At 63.3% G+C, this 19830-nt stretch carries 17 protein-coding genes; 6 read left to right on the top strand and 11 right to left on the bottom strand.

The window, feature by feature from the left end; all coding sequences use genetic code 11:
• The first annotated feature begins 3 nt into the window (after positions 1-3).
• Genes ABIB36_RS06335 through atzF form a run of 4 tightly spaced genes read left to right on the top strand, consistent with a single transcriptional unit; the run spans position 4 to position 5150 of the window.
• Entirely contained in the window at positions 4-801 is a 798-nt protein-coding gene (locus ABIB36_RS06335; RefSeq protein ID WP_084345796.1) for an urea amidolyase associated protein UAAP1, read from the top strand.
• Positions 798-1424 carry an urea amidolyase associated protein UAAP2 gene (locus tag ABIB36_RS06330; RefSeq protein WP_084345797.1) on the top strand — a complete coding sequence of 209 codons (627 nt, stop codon included), beginning with the start codon at positions 798-800 and terminating at the stop codon, positions 1422-1424. Before ABIB36_RS06335 ends, ABIB36_RS06330 begins: the two co-directional genes overlap by 4 nt.
• Positions 1424-3448 (top strand): 5-oxoprolinase/urea amidolyase family protein, encoded by a 2025-nt coding sequence (locus ABIB36_RS06325; RefSeq protein WP_354560243.1) that lies wholly within the window; start codon positions 1424-1426, stop codon positions 3446-3448. The genes ABIB36_RS06330 and ABIB36_RS06325 overlap by 1 nt, the downstream gene beginning before the upstream one ends.
• The gene (gene atzF / locus ABIB36_RS06320; RefSeq protein WP_354560179.1) at positions 3435-5150 is read left to right on the top strand and encodes an allophanate hydrolase; all 1716 of its coding nucleotides are present in this window, start codon (positions 3435-3437) and stop codon (positions 5148-5150) included. Before ABIB36_RS06325 ends, atzF begins: the two co-directional genes overlap by 14 nt.
• A 61-nt stretch (positions 5151-5211) precedes the next feature.
• On the opposite strand, the gene ABIB36_RS06315 is transcribed toward atzF, so the two are convergent.
• The gene (locus ABIB36_RS06315) at positions 5212-5718 is read right to left on the bottom strand and encodes a MarR family winged helix-turn-helix transcriptional regulator (RefSeq protein ID WP_084345799.1); all 507 of its coding nucleotides are present in this window, start codon (positions 5716-5718) and stop codon (positions 5212-5214) included.
• Positions 5719-5842: 124 nt separating this feature from the next.
• Here ABIB36_RS06315 and ABIB36_RS06310 point away from each other — a divergent pair, with 124 nt between their 5' ends.
• Positions 5843-6634: an SDR family NAD(P)-dependent oxidoreductase gene (locus tag ABIB36_RS06310; protein ID WP_084345800.1), complete on the top strand. Its 792-nt coding sequence runs from the start codon at positions 5843-5845 to the stop codon at positions 6632-6634.
• 30 nt (positions 6635-6664) lie between these two features.
• On the opposite strand, the gene ABIB36_RS06305 is transcribed toward ABIB36_RS06310, so the two are convergent.
• From ABIB36_RS06305 to ABIB36_RS06265, 9 genes are all read right to left on the bottom strand, one after another.
• Entirely contained in the window at positions 6665-7306 is a 642-nt protein-coding gene (locus ABIB36_RS06305; protein WP_354560182.1) for a LysE family translocator, read from the bottom strand.
• Positions 7307-7374: 68 nt separating this feature from the next.
• On the bottom strand, positions 7375-7965 hold the full coding sequence (locus tag ABIB36_RS06300; protein WP_354560184.1) for a DUF937 domain-containing protein: 591 nt from the start codon (positions 7963-7965) through the stop codon (positions 7375-7377).
• A 45-nt stretch (positions 7966-8010) separates the two neighbouring features.
• Positions 8011-8892: an SGNH/GDSL hydrolase family protein gene (locus tag ABIB36_RS06295; protein WP_084345802.1), complete on the bottom strand. Its 882-nt coding sequence runs from the start codon at positions 8890-8892 to the stop codon at positions 8011-8013.
• 261 nt (positions 8893-9153) lie between these two features.
• Positions 9154-10155, bottom strand: coding sequence for an acrylyl-CoA reductase family protein (locus ABIB36_RS06290; RefSeq protein WP_354560186.1), 1002 nt, complete (start codon positions 10153-10155; stop codon positions 9154-9156).
• Between the two features lie 55 nt (positions 10156-10210).
• A complete protein-coding gene (locus tag ABIB36_RS06285; RefSeq protein ID WP_354560188.1) occupies positions 10211-12133 on the bottom strand; it encodes an AMP-binding protein in 1923 nt (640 codons plus the stop codon).
• Positions 12126-12902, bottom strand: coding sequence for an enoyl-CoA hydratase-related protein (locus tag ABIB36_RS06280; RefSeq protein WP_354560190.1), 777 nt, complete (start codon positions 12900-12902; stop codon positions 12126-12128). The genes ABIB36_RS06285 and ABIB36_RS06280 overlap by 8 nt, the downstream gene beginning before the upstream one ends.
• 136 nt (positions 12903-13038) lie before the next feature.
• Positions 13039-13938: a DUF7973 family transport facilitator gene (locus ABIB36_RS06275; RefSeq protein WP_354560192.1), complete on the bottom strand. Its 900-nt coding sequence runs from the start codon at positions 13936-13938 to the stop codon at positions 13039-13041.
• A 98-nt stretch (positions 13939-14036) separates the two neighbouring features.
• On the bottom strand, positions 14037-15149 hold the full coding sequence (locus ABIB36_RS06270) for an NDMA-dependent alcohol dehydrogenase (RefSeq protein WP_088942683.1): 1113 nt from the start codon (positions 15147-15149) through the stop codon (positions 14037-14039).
• A 115-nt stretch (positions 15150-15264) separates the two neighbouring features.
• On the bottom strand, positions 15265-16719 hold the full coding sequence (locus tag ABIB36_RS06265) for an aldehyde dehydrogenase family protein (RefSeq protein ID WP_354560194.1): 1455 nt from the start codon (positions 16717-16719) through the stop codon (positions 15265-15267).
• Positions 16720-17018: 299 nt separating this feature from the next.
• On the opposite strand from ABIB36_RS06265, the gene ABIB36_RS06260 reads away from it, so the two are divergent.
• On the top strand, positions 17019-18662 hold the full coding sequence (locus ABIB36_RS06260) for a sigma-54-dependent Fis family transcriptional regulator (protein WP_354560196.1): 1644 nt from the start codon (positions 17019-17021) through the stop codon (positions 18660-18662).
• A gap of 811 nt (positions 18663-19473) precedes the next feature.
• Here ABIB36_RS06260 and ABIB36_RS06255 read toward each other — a convergent pair.
• Positions 19474-19830: NAD(P)(+) transhydrogenase (Re/Si-specific) subunit beta (locus ABIB36_RS06255; RefSeq protein ID WP_354560198.1), on the bottom strand; the 357-nt coding region annotated here is incomplete at its 5' end.

The raw sequence follows: 19830 nt of genomic DNA, 5'->3' as shown, positions 1-19830 counted from the left end.
GACATGAGCACCGCAACCACTCTCGCCGCCAAGGAACATGCTCGGAGCCAGGCAGAGAAAGTCTCCGCCCCGGTTGCCCCGGACGGCGTCACCGAACTCACCTGGGCCGAATCGGTACCCGGCGGTCGTTACACCACCAGAGTTCTCGCTCGCGGTACCCGAGTACGGCTGCGCGACGTCGACGGCGCCGCATGCGCCAACCTACTGCTGTACCGCGCGGACGCCCCGTGGGAGCGATTGAATGCCGCGGACACCGTCAAAGTTCCGTGGAACGCATACCTCGGAATCGGGCACCCACTGCTCTCGGATCAGGGACGAGTGCTCGCCACGATCGTCGCCGACAGTTCGTCCCGGCACGACGCACTCTGCGGTACAACATCTCTGGCCACCAATCGCACCAAGTACGGTGACGGATCGTTGCACGGGGTATCGCCTGCCGGTCGTGAACTGTTCACGGTGGCAGCTTCCAAGAACGGCCTTCGACCACGCGACTTGCCCCCGTCGATCTCGTTCTTCCACGGTGTACGCGTCGAAGCCGACGGACACCTGCACTCGACCGGCAATGCGGGATGCGGCACCGAAGTGGACCTGCTGATCCACCTGCCGGTAATCGTGCTGCTGGCCAACACCGCGCACCCGCTCGACCCGTCGCCGAGTTTCGACACAACGGCGCTCGAGGTTCTGGCCTGGCAAGCACCGGAAGAGCTCGACGACCTGCCCAATACCGACCCCGAGTATCTGCGCGCTGTTGCCAACACCGAAGACGCTTGGAACGCCACATACGCGAAAGGCGCACGATGACAATCACTCTCGAATCAGGCACAGTAGTGCTGGACCAGATCGCCGACGCCTTCGGCCCATGGTCTGCCGTCGTGAAGGCCGGAGACCTGCTGACCATCGTCGATCTGCACGGCAACCAGGCCGTCGACACGCTGGTCTACGCGGCGCACGATCACACCATCCGCTATAGCGCGGCCGCAACCGTGGTCGCGCAACAGAATCTGTTTCTCACCACCGGCAGCGTGCTGCGCAGCGATGATTCGACGTCGCTGATGACGATCGTCTCCGACGAAGTCGGCAATCACGACACAGTAGGCGGCGCCTGCTCACAGGAATCGAACACGCTGCGGTACGGGCATCACACGCAGCATCAACACGCTTGCGTCGAGAACTTCCTGGCCGAAGGATCCAAGTGGGGACTGGGCAAGCGAGATCTGGTGTCCAACATCAACTTCTTCATGAATGTGCCAGTCGACACCGATGGAACACTCGGAATCGTCGACGGGTTATCGGCACCCGGCAAATCGCTGACTCTGCGAGCCGAGATCGACACGCTGGTACTCGTCTCGAACTGCCCGCAAATCAACAACCCGTGCAACGGATTCGACCCCACCGCAGTCCGCATGATCGTTACCCGACCATGATGTCGACCGACAGCAGGCGAGCGAAGATGACGGTACTGCGGCCGGGGATGCTGACCACGGTTCAGGACTGGCCCGGACGCGTCGGATACTGGAAGGTCGGGGTGCCGCCGTCCGGGCCGATGGACGACCTCTCGTTCCGCCTCGGCAACGTCGCCCTCGGCAACCCGCAGGGCGCACCTGGACTCGAATCTGCCATGGCTGGACCAGCACTGACCTTCGACGCAGATACCTGGGTGTGCGTCACCGGTGCCGACGCTCGGGTCCGCGTCGACGGTCTCGACGTCGCGCAGTGGGGTCCGGTATTGGTGCCGGCCAATACGACGCTCGATGTGGGAACGACAACCGGGGCCGGCTTGCGCGTGTACGTGCTCATCCAAGGCGCCATCGACGTCGAGCCGTACCTGGGCAGTGCATCGACGTTCACACTCGGCAAATTCGGTGGACACCGAGGTGGAACTCTCTGCGAGGGAGACATTCTGGAGATCTCGACGCCTAACGACGCCGCCGAGCGCATTACTTGCATTCCTTCCGAACACCGACCGGCACTGACGACGAGGTGGAGCATCGCCGTCACCGAGGGACCGCATGGGGCACCGGAGTTCTTCACGCGCGCAGACATGGACACGTTGTTCGCCACCGACTACGAGGTGCACTTCAACTCCGATCGCACCGGCGTCCGGCTCATCGGGCCGAAGCCGGAGTGGGCGCGCACGGACGGCGGCGAGGCGGGGCTTCACCCGTCGAACATCCATGACAATGCCTACTCGGTCGGCGCACTCGACTTCACCGGCGACACCCCTATTCTGCTCGGCCCGGACGGCCCCAGCCTTGGCGGATTCGTCTGCCCGGTCACCGTCGTCGCCGCCGAAAGATGGAAGCTCGGGCAGCTCAAAGCTGGAGACACGATCCGGTTCGTACCCGTGCGCGCGGCCCACGCGGCTCCGCTCGGGGCGCTCGGTGTCGCACGTCGCGCATCATTGCCGTTCGTCTTCTCGAGCGGTGGCGACGGCGACGACGGCGTCATTGCCCGGCGTGAGGCAGAGACCTGCGTGACTTACCGCCGCTCGGGAGACGACAACGTGCTGGTGGAGTACGGGGACATGAAGCTGGACCTCGCGCTCCGTGCCCGCGCACACGCACTGCACCAGCGCATCGAGGCGATCTCACCGAAGGGGCTGCTGGACCTGACCCCGGGCATCCGCTCGCTGCAGGTCAAAGTGGATCCGGACGTTCTTTCGATCGACACAGTGATGGGGCTACTGGCCGAGGTCGAAGACGATCTACCCGCTGCTTCGGAGCTCGTGGTCCCGAGCCGTACCGTTCGGATGCCGTTGTCCTGGGACGACCCGTCGACCCGAGAAGCAATTGCGCGCTACATGCACGGAGTACGAGCGGATGCACCGTGGTGCCCGTGGAACATCGAGTTCATCCGACGAATGAACGGACTCGGTTCCGTCGCAGACGTTTTCGATACCGTCTTTGCGGCCGACTACATGGTGCTCGGTCTCGGCGACGTCTACCTGGGCGCACCCGTTGCGACTCCGCTCGATCCGCGGCATCGGCTGGTCACCACCAAGTACAACCCGGCGCGGACCTGGACACCGGAGAACGCCGTCGGGATCGGTGGGGCATATCTGTGCATCTACGGCATGGAAGGGCCCGGCGGATACCAGTTCGTCGGCCGGACGACGCAGGTGTGGAATCACCGATATCCAGAGCAGTCCGGACCGTTCGAGCGCGAGTCGCCCTGGTTGCTGCGGTTCTTCGACCGAATCTCCTGGTACCCAGTCGAACCCGATGAGCTGATGGATCTTCGCGCCGACACCGCAGCCGGACGCGGTGGAGGTGTCGAGATAGTCGACGGCGAATTCTCACTCGCCGAACACGAGCAATTCCTCGCGTCGAACAGTTCCTCGATCGAGAAGTTCAGGGCCTCGCAGGCAGTCGCCTTCGACGCCGAACGCATGGCATGGTCCGCGGCAGGCGAGTTCACGACAAAGGGTGATTCCGATGCAGCAGCATGATATTTCGGAGCGAGTACGGCAGGCGTACAAGCGCATTGCCGAGGTGAACCGACCCGAAATCTGGATCACCCTACGCGAGGAGGACGACGTACTGGCCGATGCCGCAACAGTCGACACGGCCCTTCCGCTGGCCGGGTTACTGGTAGCCGTCAAGGACAACGTCGATGTCGCAGGTCTGCCGACCACCGCAGCGTGCCCGGAGTTCGCCTACATCCCCGCTCGCACCGCGACGGCCGTAGCGCGACTGGTGGAGCAGGGCGCGGTGATCCTCGGCAAGACCAATCTGGATCAGTTCGCCACCGGTCTCGTCGGGACGAGAAGTCCGTACGGCGCGGTCCGGTGCGCCTGGGATCAGGATCGGGTGTCCGGTGGATCCAGTTCCGGATCGGCCGTCGCCGTCGCTCTCGAAATCGCAGACATCGGCATCGGTACCGACACAGCCGGTTCCGGTCGCGTGCCGGCTGCATTCCACGGCCTCATCGGCGTCAAGACGAGCCTGGGGATCGTCCCGACGACCGGCGTCGTCCCAGCATGTATCGACTTCGACTGCGTGACAGTACTCGCTGCCGACCTCGAGACCGCGACCCTGGCGACGCGGGTCATGGCCGGCTACGACGACGCTGACCCACGTAGCCGGCGTTGGCCCGCGGACGTGCGGTTGTCTGCGAACACTGTTCCTCACATCGCCGTTCCGCGAGCAACTGATCTCGAGCAACTTTGCCCAGAGTACCGAGAAGCATTCGCTCGCCAGGTGTCTCGCCTGGAAGCACAGGGATTCACGCACTCCGAGATAGACATTTCACCGCTGCTCGACGCGGCCACCCTGCTGTACGACGGTGCCATCGTCGCGCAACGATTCTCGGCCGTCGGGAGTTTCGTCGAAAGTAACGGGGCCAGTTGCGATCCGACCGTTGCACAGATCATCCTGAATGCCGCCGAGCCGTCGGCGCACCGATACGTCGACGATGTCTCTGTTCTCGAACGCACGAAGCGGCTCGCGGTGGCGTTGCTCGACGGTTTCGACGGACTGCTACTGCCGACCACCACCGAGCATCCGACAATTGTTGCAGTTCAAACAGATCCAGTGTCCATCAACCGTCGAATGGGTACCTTCACCAACTTCTGCAACCTGCTCAACATGGCCGCCGTCGCTGTCCCCGGCACCCCCACGAGCAGTGGCGATCCGTTCGGGGTCATGTTCGTCGTACCCGAGTTTCACGACCAGATCGCCATCGACCTTGCTGCGCGGCTCATCGGAACACCCTCACCGTCGCTGGTCACCGACGGCCATGACGTACTCGTTGTCGGTGCACATCTCGAGGGCTTTCCGGTTCACCATCAACTGACCGATCGCGGCGCGCGATACCTCGGCGAGGTCCACACGTCCGACGCGTATCGAATGGTCGACCTGGGAACGACGCCCGCGAAACCGGGCTTGGTGCGCCACCACCCAGGGGAGGGTTCGGCAATTGTCGGCGAGCTCTACCGAATGTCCGCCGCCGGACTCGGAACCTTCCTGGCCGCTCTGCCCGCACCGATGGGTCTGACGTCGGTCGAGTTGTCCGACGGGCGCTGGGTCACCGGCTTCTGCTGCTCACACGAAGCGGGCGAAGCAGGCATCGACATCACCGAGTTCGGTGGTTGGCGGGCGTACATGGCTTCGGTGAGCGGTGGCTCGTTGAACCGTGCACCCTTTTTGTAAACCGATCGGCCGCGCTCGGACGCGAATGTAGCGCGCCGCTTTGGAAAAAGGGTGTGCGCTCTCAGCGTGGGCGCCCGGGGTCGGCCGAAGGTTGCCAGCCCTCCTCGGAACGGATCGCCGTCATGATGCGACGACTGATTCCGCCGAGCTGACGCGCCTGGACCTGCGTCAACGGGTCGAAGACGAGCCGGTTGACGACGTCCACGTGCCCGGGGGCTGCCTGGTCGACCTTCGCCGACCCCAACTCTGTCAGGGTCGCCAGGGTGTAGCGGCCGTCCGCAGCATCAGGAGCGCGTCGTACCCAGTCTTTTGTCTCGAGGCGCGCCACTGCACGCGAGAGCCGTGAGAGTGAGCTGTTGGAATAGCTTGCCAACGTGCTCATGCGGAGGGTGCGGTCGTCCGCTTTCGAGAGGGCGAAGAGGATGCCGTACTCGAAGTGAGTCAGGCCCGCGTCGCGTTGGAGTTGTGCGTCGAGAGCAGTGGGCAGCCACTCCAGCAGAGTGGCCAGGGCGGCCCATGTTTGGAGGTCTTCGTCGCTGAGCGCTGCTCGTTCGCTGGGGTCCGGCATGGGAGCAGACTACTCGACACCACGCCCGATGACTTGACTGAGAAAGTTAATCACCATAGTTTTACTTGACTGAGAAAGTCATTTGGTGCCCTGTACGGCATCGATCGAGCGCACCAGGAGAGACATGGATCTGCAGCTGCACGGCAAGTCGGCTTTCATCAGCGGTTCTACGCAAGGAATCGGCTACGCGATTGCGCGAGCTCTCCTCCAGGAGGGAGCGTCGGTCGTCATCAACGGGCGCAGCGAGAGCAAGCTCGACGAGGCCGTCCGGCAATTGAGGCTAGAGGTTCCGGGCGCGACGATCTCCGGGGCCGTTGCAGACTTCGAAGATCCAGTAGACGTCGGCCGGCTTCTGGAATCTCTCGGCGATATCGACATACTCGTCAACAACGTCGGCCTCTTCGAGCTCGCGCCCTTCGAACAGATTTCCGACGAAGAATGGCAACGCTACTTCGACATCAACGTCATGAGCGGGGTCCGGTTGTCGCGGCACGTCTTGGGCAAGATGCTCGCAACCGGGTGGGGCCGGATCATCTTCGTCGGCAGCGAATCGGGGGTGAACATACCAGCCGACATGGTGCACTACGGAGTCACAAAAGCCGGGATGCTCGCGCTGAGCAACGGCCTCGCCAAGCTCACACGCGGAACCGAAGTAACCGTGAACACGATCCTCGGTGGGCCGACCTATTCCGACGGGGTCGCAGCCACTGTCACCCAGATCGCTCGAGCTCAGGCAATGCCCGCCGATGACCTCAAGGCCGCCATCATCGGCGGCAACGCGACTTCACTGCTGCAACGGTTCATCGAACCCACCGAGATCGCCAACCTCGCTGTCTACCTGGCAAGTCCGCTGTCCGCCGCCACCAACGGTGCAGCACTGCGTGCCGACGGGGGTGTCCTGACGGCCATGGTCTGAGGTCATCTCTCGACTCGAGCCGCCGCGATTTCACGCGGGAACAGGGCGAGAAGGATCGACCGCAAGCCGGACGGCCAACAGCCCGAGAACCGTGCCCATCACGTAACGCTGCAGCTTGATCCACGACGGCCGCGACGCCAGAAACATCGCGATCGATCCTGCAGCAAGCACGATCAAGGCGTTGACGGTAAGCCCGACCAGAATCTGAACGCCGCCGAGTGCCAGTCCTTGCATCAGTATCGATCCTGCTGCAGGGTCGATGAACTGCGGAATGATCGAGATGTACATGACGGCCATTTTGGGGTTCAGCAGATTGGTCAGTATCCCCATCGTGAACAGTCGAGTATTCGAATCATGCTGCAGTCCTGAAACTTCGAACACCGATCGGCTCCCGCGCAGTGCCGTCCACGCCAGCCAGGCGAGGTAGCAGGCGCCGGCCGTCTTGATGACCGCGTACAGCGCCGGAACAGCAGCGAACATCGCTGCCAGCCCGAGATTGGTCGCCACCACATAAACGACCAACCCCACCCCGACGCCGCCGAGCGAGACGAGCCCAGCGACCCTGCCCTGAGAAATACTGCGCGACACCAAATACACCATGTTGGGACCGGGGGTCAGAACCATCGCCAGAGCGACGGCGAACACCCCCGCCACCGCCGTCATTGTCACCATGGTCCAACGATCGCACCGGTCGACGAAGTTGTATCGGGCCAGTTCCCGAGTCGTGGACTTCGAACGCGCTACTTCTTGCCGCCCCCGAGCAATCCGCCGAGCAGATCGCCGATACCGCCACCGGAGCCACCGCCTAGAATGCCGCCGAGGAGTCCGCCAAGGCCGCCGCCGGATCCCGAACCGCTGGTTGCTCCGCCGAGGACACTGCCCAGCAGGTCACCGAGACCGCCGCCGCCCGAGCCACCCGAGCTCTGACCGCCGGTGTATTTCTTTGCCAGATAAGCCAATACGATCGGCGCGAGGATCGGCAGCACTTTGCTCACGAGGCTGCTGTCCGCGCCGCCGCTGATTCCGCCGAGCGCGCTTGCTACATCGTTCTTCTTGTCTCCGAACACATTCGACACGATCTTCGCACCGTCTGACTCGTCCACTTGGTCGATGTCTACGCCGCCGTCGAGCAATCCCGAAGAACTGTGCTGCTGGAGCGCATTCTCCAAAGACGCAGCACCTGCCGGGTCTTGGGCATTGGCTTCGAGGCCGCCGACCAATGTGGGCAATGCCCGAGTGACAGCAGATTTCGCCGTCTCCTCGTCGACACCGAGTTTCGATGCAATCTGACCGATGGGAATCTGTGCGAGAAGTTCGTCGAGCGATGCCATGAAGTCCACCTACCGAGCGTGGGCTCCCCCCGTTGGGAGCCGCGGTCAGTTCAGCGTAAGCGAATCTCCTACCACCTGGGCGAATGCCGCCATTCCTGCCGCAGTCGGATGAAGTGGTGCCGCTCGGTTCAGAGGGAACACACCCTCGAGGTAGCGCTGATCGCCCGCTGCGCATGCGTCGTGACCGACACTGACGGGCCTGGTATCGACGAAACTCGCACCGTGCTGCGAGGCCTGCTCGGCGAGAGCGTCGTTCATCGTGTCGATGCTCCGCTGCAGGTAGTCGGCGTCTCGGGCCCATACCGGCTGCACGCCATAGCAACCGCCCGGTTGTACATAGGTTCCATAGCCGACTACGACGACATCCGCGTTCGGGGCGCGTCCCTTGATGTCCTCGAAGACCTGCCCCCAGCGCGGAGCCGCCGCGGCGATCGCGTCGGCGAGCTTGTCCGTGCCGCCCTCGGTCAGAGCATCTCGACACGACCGCCCTGTCGGCTCCGGCGAGAAGTTGATGCACTGACGCGCCGTCGACACCAGATCCACATCGTTGCCGCCGATGGTGATGGTCACCAGGTCCGTATCCGCAGAGAGCGCATTCAGTTGGACGGGCACCGACCCGCTGTCGGTGATCTGCTCGACCGTGGTGATGTTCTCGGACTTCGCGCCAGAACACGACACGTCGGTGAACGACGCGGCCCCGATCAAGCCTGCCAACACGTGCGGATAGTTCTCGTCTGATTGCAGGCACCCTGCGAATCCCACCTGGTCCGGAATCAGCGGTCCCGAAGCCGCAGAGTCACCGAGTGCGACGTAGTCGATGGCCGGAGGCAGTTCGGTAACCGGGTCGGCGGGATCCTGTCCGGAAGGGCTCTGGGAGCAACTCACCAGCGCGAGAGCTGCCAACAGACCCACCGCGACACGCCGCATTGGATCGACGCTACGCCGGTTCGACGCCGGTTCGAGGCTGGGTGGACCTATGAATGGACCCGACCACCTCGTATACCGCCCTCATCGGCTATGGCACTCCTATGTGCGCATTCCGCAAAATTCACGGCGCTGTCATCGATGCCCTCCAAGATGGAGGCAAATTCCGCCGCGACTCACCAACGCCGTCGACGCACTCGACGAAGTTCGATGCCTCCTTATAACCCACAGCACAGCTCGTTATCCGGTGACCCCGCACCAGTGTCATGCCCACCTCTCGCTGATGTCGATGACAGCACGACCAGTGAACTCACCGCGCCGTAGTGCGTCCACCACTGTCGAGACCTCGCTGATCGGAACCTCGACGCAGATGTTTTCCAGGTTGCGCGGCTTGAGCTCGGTTTCGATTCGCTGCCAAAGCGCGCGACGGGAGGCGATCATCATTTGTACCGAGTCGATACCGAGCAGGCCCACCCCTCGCAGAATGAACGGCATCACTGTGGTCTCGAGAGCGATACCGCCGTTCAACCCGCTGGCGGTGACGACTCCGCCGTAATTCATGGTGCTCAGAATATCGGCAAGGGCTGCGCCGCCGACGCAGTCGACGGCCGCGGCCCACCGGCTCCGACCCAGCGGCCTACGTTTGGCGTCCGGGTCCAGCGGTAGGCGGCCGATCACCTCGGTGGCACCCAGGTCATGCAGGCGCTGCGTGGCATCTGGCTTACCGGACGAGGCAACCACTTCGAAGCCCTTCGCCGACAACAGATCGATGCTCGTCGATCCGACGCCCCCGGTAGCGCCGGTGACGATGACCGGACCGGAATCGGGGGTGACGCCCCATTCGAGGATTGCGGCCACGCTCATCGCGGCGGTGAAACCGGCGGTGCCGATGGTGGCAGCTTCCCGCAGCGTGAGTCCCTCGAGCTTCACAGTCCATGCCGCCGGCACGACGGCCTCCTGCGCGTAACCGCCGTCACGGGCGGTTCCAATCCCGTAGCCGTGGGCGATCACATTGTCGCCGACCTGGAAGTCGGGCGAGGTTGATTCGGAGACGACACCAGCGATGTCGATGCCGGGGACGATCGGATACTCACGAACGACGCCGCCTCCGGGAGTGAAGGCGAGAGCGTCTTTGAAGTTGACGCTGGAATAGCGGACTTGGATGCGTAGCTCATCGGGTCCGAGGGCCTGCTGCTCGAGCTCTCGGACCTCCGGATGGATGGTTCCATCGGTGAGGACGGCGGTAAGGGCGAGGTAAGTGGACATTGAAGCGTTTCCTCCTTGGATATTCGATTCGATGTGGCCTCGTACGGGGACCGATTCAGCGATTTGTTGCTTTGAGTGTGAATATCAGATCGTCGACGACCGAAGCGTTTTCGATAGTCGGTGGAATATCAGGCTTGTCTCCGTCGAGGATCTGTCGCAGACAACGGCGCACTATCTTCCCTGAACGTGTCTTGGGTAGAGCGGCAACGATGTCGATGCCGCCTAGTGAGGCGATCGGTCCGATCTGATGACGGACCAGCTCTTGGATCTGCGTACGCAGTTCTTCGACCCGGTCCACGTGGTCGAGCTCCGGCACGACGACTGCATAAGGACGCTGCCCTTTGAGATAGTCGCTGACCCCAACGACTGCGCACTCGGAAACACCCGGATGTTCGGCAATAGCCGCCTCGATCTGCCCCGACGACATCCGATGCCCGGCGACGTTCATCACGTCATCAGTGCGGCCGAGAATGTATACGTACCCGTCCTCGTCGATATGGCCGCCGTCGCCGGAGTCATAGTATCCGGGGTACTGGTTCAGATATGACTTCGCCAGGCGGGCTTCATCACCCCACACGTTGGTCATGAAGCCGGGCGGCAGCGGCAACCGCAGGCACACAGCACCTTCCTGCCCGGACTCGACCTCGTTCCCGTCGCTGTCGAGGATCCCCACGACGAAACCGGGGACCGGCTTTGTCGATGCACCTGGTCTGGGCGGAAAGTAAGTCAGGCCGAGGAAGTTCGACACCACAGGCCAGCCTGTCTCGGTCTGCCACCAGTTGTTGATCACCGGAGCCGGCTGCACCTGGCCGAGCCACCGCTGCGTGTCGGGGTCCAATCGCTCTCCCGCCAGAAAAATTCCGCGCAGCGTGTGCAGGTCCCGCCGAACGAGCAGAGCAGCCTGCGGATCTTCGCGCCGGATCGCCCGCATCGCGGTGGGCGCGGTGAGTAGCACGTTGACGCCATACCGCTCGATGATGTCCCAGAAGACTCCGGCGTCGGGGGAGCCGACCGGTTTGCCCTCGAACAGCACGGTGGTGGCACCAGTTAGAAGTGGCGCGTAGACGATGTAGGAGTGCCCCACCACCCAGCCGATGTCACTGGCGGCGAAGACGACGTCGCTGGCCTCGATGCCGTAGACGTACTGCATTGACCATTGCATGGCGACGGCGTGGCCGCCGTTGTCACGGACGATCCCCTTCGGCTTTCCTGTGGTGCCGGATGTGTACAAGATGTATAGCGGATCGGTAGCAACGACCGGGACGCAGCTTGCCGGCTCGGCAGCCTCGAGCAGTTCGGACCATCCATGTTCCGGCCAGTCGACCCCGCGCCCAGCGGGGGGCTCGATCTGTGGCCGGTTCACCACGACGACGTTCCCGGGACGGTGTTGCGCCTCGGTGAGCGCGGCGTCGAGCAACGGCAGGTAGGGCACGATTCGGCCGGGCTCCAGGCCACCGGTCGCAGTGACGATGACGGCCGGCCGCGCATCATCGATGCGGGAGGCGAGCTCGGCCGCGCCGAAGCCGCCGAAGACCACTGCATGTACGGCACCCAGGCGCGCACAGGCCAGCATCGTGATGACCGCTTCGGGAATCATCGGCAGGTAGATCAGCACCCGGTCGCCCCGGCTCACGCCCAGTCCGGCGAGGGCGCCGGCCGCCCGGGATACCTGCTCGAGAAGCTCACGGTAGCTGTAGACGTACTCCAGGCCGGTAGCGGCCGAAATGTACGCGAGTGCCGGCGCGTCACCGCGACCAGCGTCGACATGCCGATCCAGGGCGTTGTACGCGGTATTGAGAGTCGCCCCGGGGAACCAATCGACCAGGCCGTTCGGGTTCTCCTCATAGGGACGCTTCGGCTCATCGATCCAGGTGATTGCACGTGCTGCTGTCATCCAGAAGTCACCCGGGTCCCGGCTGGCGTCATCCATCGTCGTGGTGTAAATCGTGGGCGGTGCGGCCGCGTCGCGCTCAGGCATCGAGGAACCTGGCCGGACGCTTCTCCAGGAAAGCTGTCATGCCTTCGGTCTGGTCACTGAACGCGAAAAGCGAATGGAACCAGCGCCGTTCGAAGAGCAAACCCTCCGCCAGCGAGGTCTGGTCGGCCCGCAGGACACATTCTTTAGCCGCCCGCGCCGCACGCGGGGAGAATCCGGCTATCTGCCGGGCGATGACGCGAGCCTGTTCGACTACCTCACCGTCGGGGACAACGCGGCTGATCAGACCAATCCGGTGGGCTTCGTCGGCATCGATTCGGCGTCCGGTAAGGATCAAATCCATCGCCTGGGCTTTGCCCACGATTCGGGTCAGCCTTTGCGTTCCACCAATCCCAGGGATGATGCCCAGTGCGATCTCCGGCTGGCCGAAGGACGCACTCGCGCCGGCGATGAGAATGTCGCACATCATGGCGATTTCGCAGCCGCCCCCGAGCGCGAACCCGTTTATCGCGCCGATGGTCGGGATGGGTAGGTCGGCTAGTCCTTCCCACAAGGCGAGGTGGTTGGCGTCGTTCATGCTTCCGAAAGTTTGGTCGCGCATCTCGGCGATGTCCGCGCCGGCAGCGAAAGCGCGGCCGTTGCCAGTCAGCACCAGCACGCGCGCACCGGATCTGGTTGCCTCGCGAAGGGCCTTGGAGAATTCGGTCATCATCGCTGAGTTCAGAGCGTTCAGCGCTTCCGGCCGGTCCAAGGTCAGTTGGGCGATGCCATCGTCGTCGACGGTCAGGGTGAGAGTGTCAAAATTGGCCATTGGTTCACAGACTTCTTTCTGTTCGCGTATGTGCGGAATGCACCGAATTCTTTGAATGGCTGCGATTTTCTTCACGGGTGGTCTGCATTCACCATCCGGGCCGAGCTGCCCGGCTCACGGCTCGATGGTGTCCGTGTCAGCCAATCCCGAGCTGAATGAGGGCCAGCAAGGTTGCCATGATCGCAATGGCGACAGCCGGCGGGTCCAGGTGCATACGGCAGCGCTCCAGGACCAGTCTCGCCCAGACTTCTGCGAGCACCGAGGCAAGGAGGCCTGAGCCGACGGCGGCGAGCAGAATCAGCGTGGCCTCGTCGGTGTGCGCAGCAGCGACGCCGGCGGTCAACGCCGCGGGCAGCGTGATGTGGTGGGTCACCGGCACCGCTTTACCGAAGACGAGAGCGAGCAGTGTAAGCGCTGACGCGCCGTAAAGGAACAGTCCTGCCATCGGCCGGGACTCCTCCGGCCAGGCTAGATAGACCGATCCGGCCACCGCGCCGGCGACGGCGCCGATAGTGAGCACCGCGGCGGCATTGTGCTGCCAGGGCAGCCATTGTTGGCGTATGGCAGCGGGCTTGCGCGCCCATAGGGCGGCGGCGATCAGCGCAGTGAGCACCACGCTGACCGCGAGCGAATCCATCATCGCAATTTCTTTGCCATCAGAGGTGCGGACGGCAGGGACGCTACCGGCAAGGCGAGCCAGGAACTGGCCCAGCACGCCGAATAATGCGCCGACACCAACGATGGACATGTTGTTATACGTAATCAGCGGCTGCGCGATATCACGCGCGGAGTCGTGACGACGGATGTAGGTGGCATAAGCGGCGGCCGCCGCACCGCTGGCGAACATCACATGGGGGCCGAAAACGGGGCCGAAAGCGAGGCCCCCGACCAGCGTGGTGTCCGGATCGACCGATGCCAGCAGGGTGGCGACCACGACGATGACGCCCATCAGGGCGAAGCCCCCCAGCGCACCCAGTGCCGCTCCCAAGGCGCCGCCGCCCGCGGCGCCGACGAACTCACTCACAGTGAGCGTCATGTGAAGCCCTTCAGTCGAAGTGTCATGGAGACAGCCGGATACGCGGTGGTGGCAGCACCGTCTACATGGCGCTGCCCCACCGCGTGGCCGAGCAGCGGTCAGTGCTGGTGCTTGATGATTCCGCGAATGTTCTTGCCTGCCAACAAGTCGGCGTAGCCCTCGTTGACCTGATCGAGGCTGTACTCCTTGGTGATCAGCCCGTCGAGCTCGAGCTTGCCGTCGACGTACATGCGAATGAGCTTCGGAATGTCGTAGGCCGGGTTGCAATCGCCGAAGAGCGAGCCCTTGATGGTCTTGCGGAAGTAGCTCATCTCGGTACTCGGTACCTTGACGGTCACCTCGTCGATACGGTTGAGCGCGGTGAGCACCATGACACCGCAGCGTCCGATCATCGACAGCCCGTCGCTAACCTGCTGGTCGGTGATCAGGTCTGTGGTGATGATCGCCGAATCGCCACCCTGTCCGTTGGTCAGGTCGTCGATGGCCGTCTTGGCCTCGGCCGCGGTCTCGAAGGCCAGGGTGGCACCGAGTTCGATTGCCTTGTCGCGCTTGTTCTTCAGCGGATCGATGGCAATGATGTGCTGAGCGCCGGCATGCTTGGCTCCCTGCACGGCATTGATGCCGATGCCGCCGATACCGAAGATGGCAACGACGTCACCGGGCTTGGTCTCTGCGGCGTACACAGCCGAACCCCAGCCGGTGGGAACACCGCAGCCGACCAGTACGGCCTTGTCGAGGGGGATGTCGTCGTCGACCTTGACGACCGAGTACTGGTTGATCACGTTGTACTGGCTGAAGGTGCCCAGGGTGCACATTGCGCCGTACGTTCCGCGGGGCCCGCTGATGGGCCAGCGCGGGCCTTCCAGGTGGCCATCGAGCATTGCGGCGTTCATGTCGCAGACCGAGCTACGTCCGGTTGCGCAGTACTTGCACCGGCCACAGGTAGGGGTGAACGAGCAGACGACGTGGTCGCCCGGCTTGACCCTGGTGACGCCCGGCCCGACTTCTTGGATGATTCCCGCGCCCTCGTGGCCGAGAACCATCGGAAGGCGGGCGATCGTGTCGCCGATGGAGATGTGTACATCGGAGTGACACAGGCCGCCGTAGAGGTACTGGATCAGCACTTCGTTGGGGCCGGGCTTTTCGAGCGTGAGCTCTTCGATCTCGATGGGCTTGCCCGGCTCGATGACGACAGCTGCGAGGGTTTTCATTTCGGTTCCTTCGGTTGGCCGCGGCCACTCCCCGGTGGGAGCGGCTCGGAAGTTTTGTTCAGTTCTCTTCGGCGGCAGCGCACTTGCGCCGTCGAGGCTGTTGGTGACGCGTCTGCTAGGAGCGCTTGAGGTTCACAACGTGAACGTTGGTGAACTCTTCGATTCCGCTCCGGCCGAACTCCGCACCCAGACCGGACTGCTTTACGCCACCGAACGGCACGTCCGGGGTGAGCTGGAAGTGGTGGTTGATCCAGCTCGTACCGACGTTCAATCGAGCGCCGACCTCGATCGCGCGCTCCACATCGCTGCCCCACACCGAGCCACCCAGGCCGTACTGGGTGTCGTTCGCGCGCGCGATCGCGTCGTCCAGATCGTCGTAGGGCATCACCGAGCGGATCGGGGCGAAGGTCTCTTCGCGAACCAGGGGGCTGTTCTCGTCCAGGTCGCGCACCAGCGTGGGCTGCACGTAGTAACCGGGCTGGTCGAGCACTTCACCGCCGGCCACGACTCGGCCGTCCCGTGCAGCCACCTCCAGTGCTTCCCGTGCTTTCTGGAAGGCCATCTCGTTCTGTACCGGACCGAGCTGGGTCAGCGGGTCGAGGCCGTGGCCGACGGTCAGTGCAGACACGCGTTGGGCGAGCGCTTCGACCAACGGCTCGTAGAGCGAGGACGGCGCGTAGATCCGCTTGATGGACACGCATACCTGACCGGCGTTGGCGAAGGCCCAGTTGCACAGACCGTCGGCGGTCTTCTCGATGTCAGCGTCGTCCAGCACGATTGCCGCGTCGTTGCCGCCGAGTTCCAAGGTGAGGCGCTTGAGGGTGGGGCCGGCCGCAGCCATGACTCGCCTTCCGGTCACCGTAGAGCCGGTGAACGACACCTTGTCGATCCCCTCGTGAGAGGTGAGCAGAGGGCCGAGGTCTCCGCCATCACCGACGACGTTGAACACACCGGCCGGGATCACCTCACGCACCAGCTCGGCGAAGTGAATGGTGGCAAGCGGGGTGGTCGGTGAGGGCTTGAGGACCATCGTGTTGCCGACGATCAGTGCCGGAGCCAACTTGTAGACGGCCTGGAACAGCGGGAAGTTCCATGGCGTGATCGCTCCGACCACACCGACCGGCCTGCGGCGCAACTCCACGTAGCTCGACGCGTCGTCGCGCAGGATCTCGTTGTCGAGGCGGTAGTCAGCAAAGTAGCGAGTGAAATCGATGGACCACGCCACGTCGTCGCGGGCCTCGCCTATCGGCTTTCCCTGTTCGAGCGTGGTCAGTTGCGCGAGTTCTTCGTGGTGAGCGGCGAGCACATCTGCCACTGCGTGCAAAACCTTGCTGCGCTCGTCGTATCCGAGAGCCGCCCAGCCGGGCAGGGCGCGTCGAGCGGCCTGCACTGCCTGGTCCAGCTGCTCGGACGACGCGACCGGAGTGGTCGCAATTCTCTCCGCAGTACCCGGATCCAACACCGGCATCTCGTCAGCGCCGTCGACCAGTCGGCCGTCAATCAGCTGGCCGTACTTCTTGGATGATAGATCGAAGCTCAGTGCGGTGCTGGGCGTGAGTAGTGAGGTCATCAGAATCCTCTCGAATGTTGTGCATGTATGAACGGGGAAGGCCGTTGCCGTGTATGCCTTCCAGCGGGTCAGTGGCCCGACAATCGGACTGGGAAAAGCGCCAAGATCATCATTGCGACTTCCGTCACAGCTATTTGTCCGTGATCCGTACATCCGCATACCGGGGGTCTGCCGGCTGTCCGTTCGGCTACGGTATGAACCATTGCCAGTGATCGGTTTCACAGTCGAGCGGCTGCGTAGGACGTGCTGAGCCGCTGGCTGGATAGCCTCCGCCTAAGTTGATAAGAGGTCTGGTGTCAATGGTCGACAGTGTCGAGCGTGCATTCGCAACGTTCTCCGCGAGCCGAGAGGGCCGCAATCTGAAGGCGTCCTGGGCGCGTTCTCAGCAGGCCGGTCTCGATCCGTCCAAGCCCATGGATCCGCCCACCTCCGCCAGCGTGGACACAGAGAGCCGGCTCTTTCGCTCAGCCGCCCCGGTCCTCGACCGGGTCCGCAACGAGATCGACGGCGAACGGCTGTCGGTGATGCTCGTCGGCGCGAGGGCCGAGATGTTGGCAACTATCAACGGCTGCACTCAGATCGACTCGGTCGTTGCGCGCATCGGTGCCACCCCTGGAGCTCTCTGGCGCGAGGAAACCACCGGAACCAATGCTCTGGCCACACCGTTCGTGACCCGCGAGCCGCTGTTCGTTCGCGGTCCAGAGCATTATGTGGAGGGCTTGCACAACTACAGTTGTTACGGCCGCCCTATCTTCAGCCCGCTCAACGGTCAGCTGGTGGGTGTGCTGGACATCATGAGCGATGCAGGTGCCGAGTCTGCCTTGATGCGGCCGTTCGTCGATTCGGCGATCGCCGAGATCGAACGAAACATCAAGCGCAGCGTCGGCAGTAAGTCCCAGTCGGTGATCCGAGCCTTCGAGGAGGCCGCTCAGCATCCGGCCGCGATGGTGGTGGCCGTGTCGCGGTCCATGGTGTTGCAGAGCTCGGCCGCCGCGAGAGTGCTGTCCTCGACCGATCTGGCTTGGCTGCAGCAGCTCGCCGAGGGGTTACACAGGTCCACCCGCGCCGAAATCGAGCTGACCAGCGGGTATACCGCCCAGGTGGACATGGAACTGGTCGGAGACTCGGACGGGGTGTTGATCCGGGTGCAGAGCAGACAGCGGCCGATGGTCCCGCGCACCGCAGAGCCTCTGCGCCATTGGAGCCGCCTGCGCCAATGGTTCGACGATTTTCGCACCGGCAACGACTCAGGCGTGATCGTCGGCGAGTCAGGTACCGGTCGCAGTACTGCACTGCGGGAGGCGGCCGGTACTCAGTCGCACTGCACCATCGACGGGCGCTCATCGGACAAGACCGAGGTCGAGGCTAAGCTGCGCGCTCTGGCCGACAGGCCCTGCCACGATCTACTCGTCATCGACAACCTGGACCAGCTGTCCGCCCTATCGCAGGCGCTCGTCGAAAACCTGCTCTTCGTCGGCGCACCGCGAATTTTGGCCGCGCTCACGATCTCGGACAGCGACAGCGCTCGAATGCTCGACCTCTTCGAGCGTCGCCTGGACTTGCCGACCTTGCGCATGCAGCGCTCGGAACTTATCACCACACTCAACGAGTTGGCGGGTCCCGGCGTGCGCTACCGCTTCACGTCGAAAGCGACTCGCGTACTCGAATCTTATTCATGGCCGGGTAACCACCGGGAGTTGTCCACCGTGCTCCGCTCCATGGTGCGCTTGCGCGGAGCGCTCATCGACGTTGCCGATCTGCCCACGGAGTTGCGGATGAAATCCACCACCAAGTCGATGACCCCGTGGCAGCAGGCCAGCCGTGACGCAATCATCAGGGCGTTGGAAAGCTGTCACGGTAACAAGGCGCACGCCGCCGAGTACCTCGGAATCAGTCGCAGCACCCTCTACCACCACATCAAGGAATACGGGATTATCGGGTAGCTTCGTAACTTGTTGTGCCCCAAATCGACCCCTTGGACTCGCAATTCAGCGAAGCACTAGTACTCGAGTCCAGGGCCGACGAACTCCTCGCCACCCCGACCTGATCGCACTCTGCCGCCTCGACGCCGACCTCGTTCCGCTGGCGTGGCGAGTCGTGGAGCCGATAAGCGTTGCCGTCGCTGCGGATGTGAAGGTATGCCTCGCGACACGGTGGTTCGTTGATTCGCACACGTATCGTACTGAGTTTTTCTTCCCGAGACGCCGCGGGGTGTCCACCGCGAGCCACCGGGTGAGAGCTTCGCATGTGGTTCAGCGGGCGACTGGTGCCATGGCCTCGTACTTGCCCGCTACCGGCGCATCGGTAGCAGCGGATCAGACTGGAACTATGGCCGTACGATCATTGAATTCACCTGCACGGCAGAATGACTCAAAGCCCGCTCCAGGACGCCCCGCATCCTCGGTCGTCTCTGGGTGATTTTTCTTTCACCGCTGACCGAGATGCGAAACATGCGGAATCGGTGTGGTCGTTTTTTGCTTCGTCCGGCACCACGCGAGTCAGACGGACCAAGCACTGTCAGTGATTCGCAGTCCCTGCTCTGCCACTGGCCTACTTCACAAGCATCCGTTCAAGCTCGACGAGTCAGTTCAGCTGGGTGATCCCGCCCGCGACGAGGGGCCTGGCAAATGGGTAACCCCACCCGCCGGGCAAGCGACACCAGCAGGTGGGGTTGTTTGCGGAAAATTGGCACAGCCCAGCACTACAGCTAGAGCGGAGTCGCATTCGATACGCGGAGCCGAAGGTAGTGTCGCATTAGAGCGCCTTGAGTTCCTCGGTCACATCGGACACCGACTTCTTGGCGTCACCGAAGAGCATCGAAGTGCCCTCGGCGAAGAAGAGCGGATTCTCGATTCCCGCGAATCCGGAGGACATCGAACGCTTGAGCACGATAACCGACTTGGACTGATCGACGTTCAGAATCGGCATCCCGTAGATCGGGGAAGACGAATCGTTGCGAGCAGCCGGGTTGGTGACATCGTTCGCGCCGATCACCAAGGTGACGTCGGTGCGAGAAAACTCGTCGTTGATGTCGTCCATTTCCTTCATCGCGTCGTACTCGACGTCGGCCTCGGCAAGCAACACGTTCATGTGTCCCGGCATACGGCCGGC

Source organism: Rhodococcus sp. UYP9 (assembly GCF_040547235.1).
Classification (GTDB): domain Bacteria; phylum Actinomycetota; class Actinomycetes; order Mycobacteriales; family Mycobacteriaceae; genus Rhodococcoides.
This window is presented reverse-complemented; position numbering and strand designations above follow the sequence as displayed.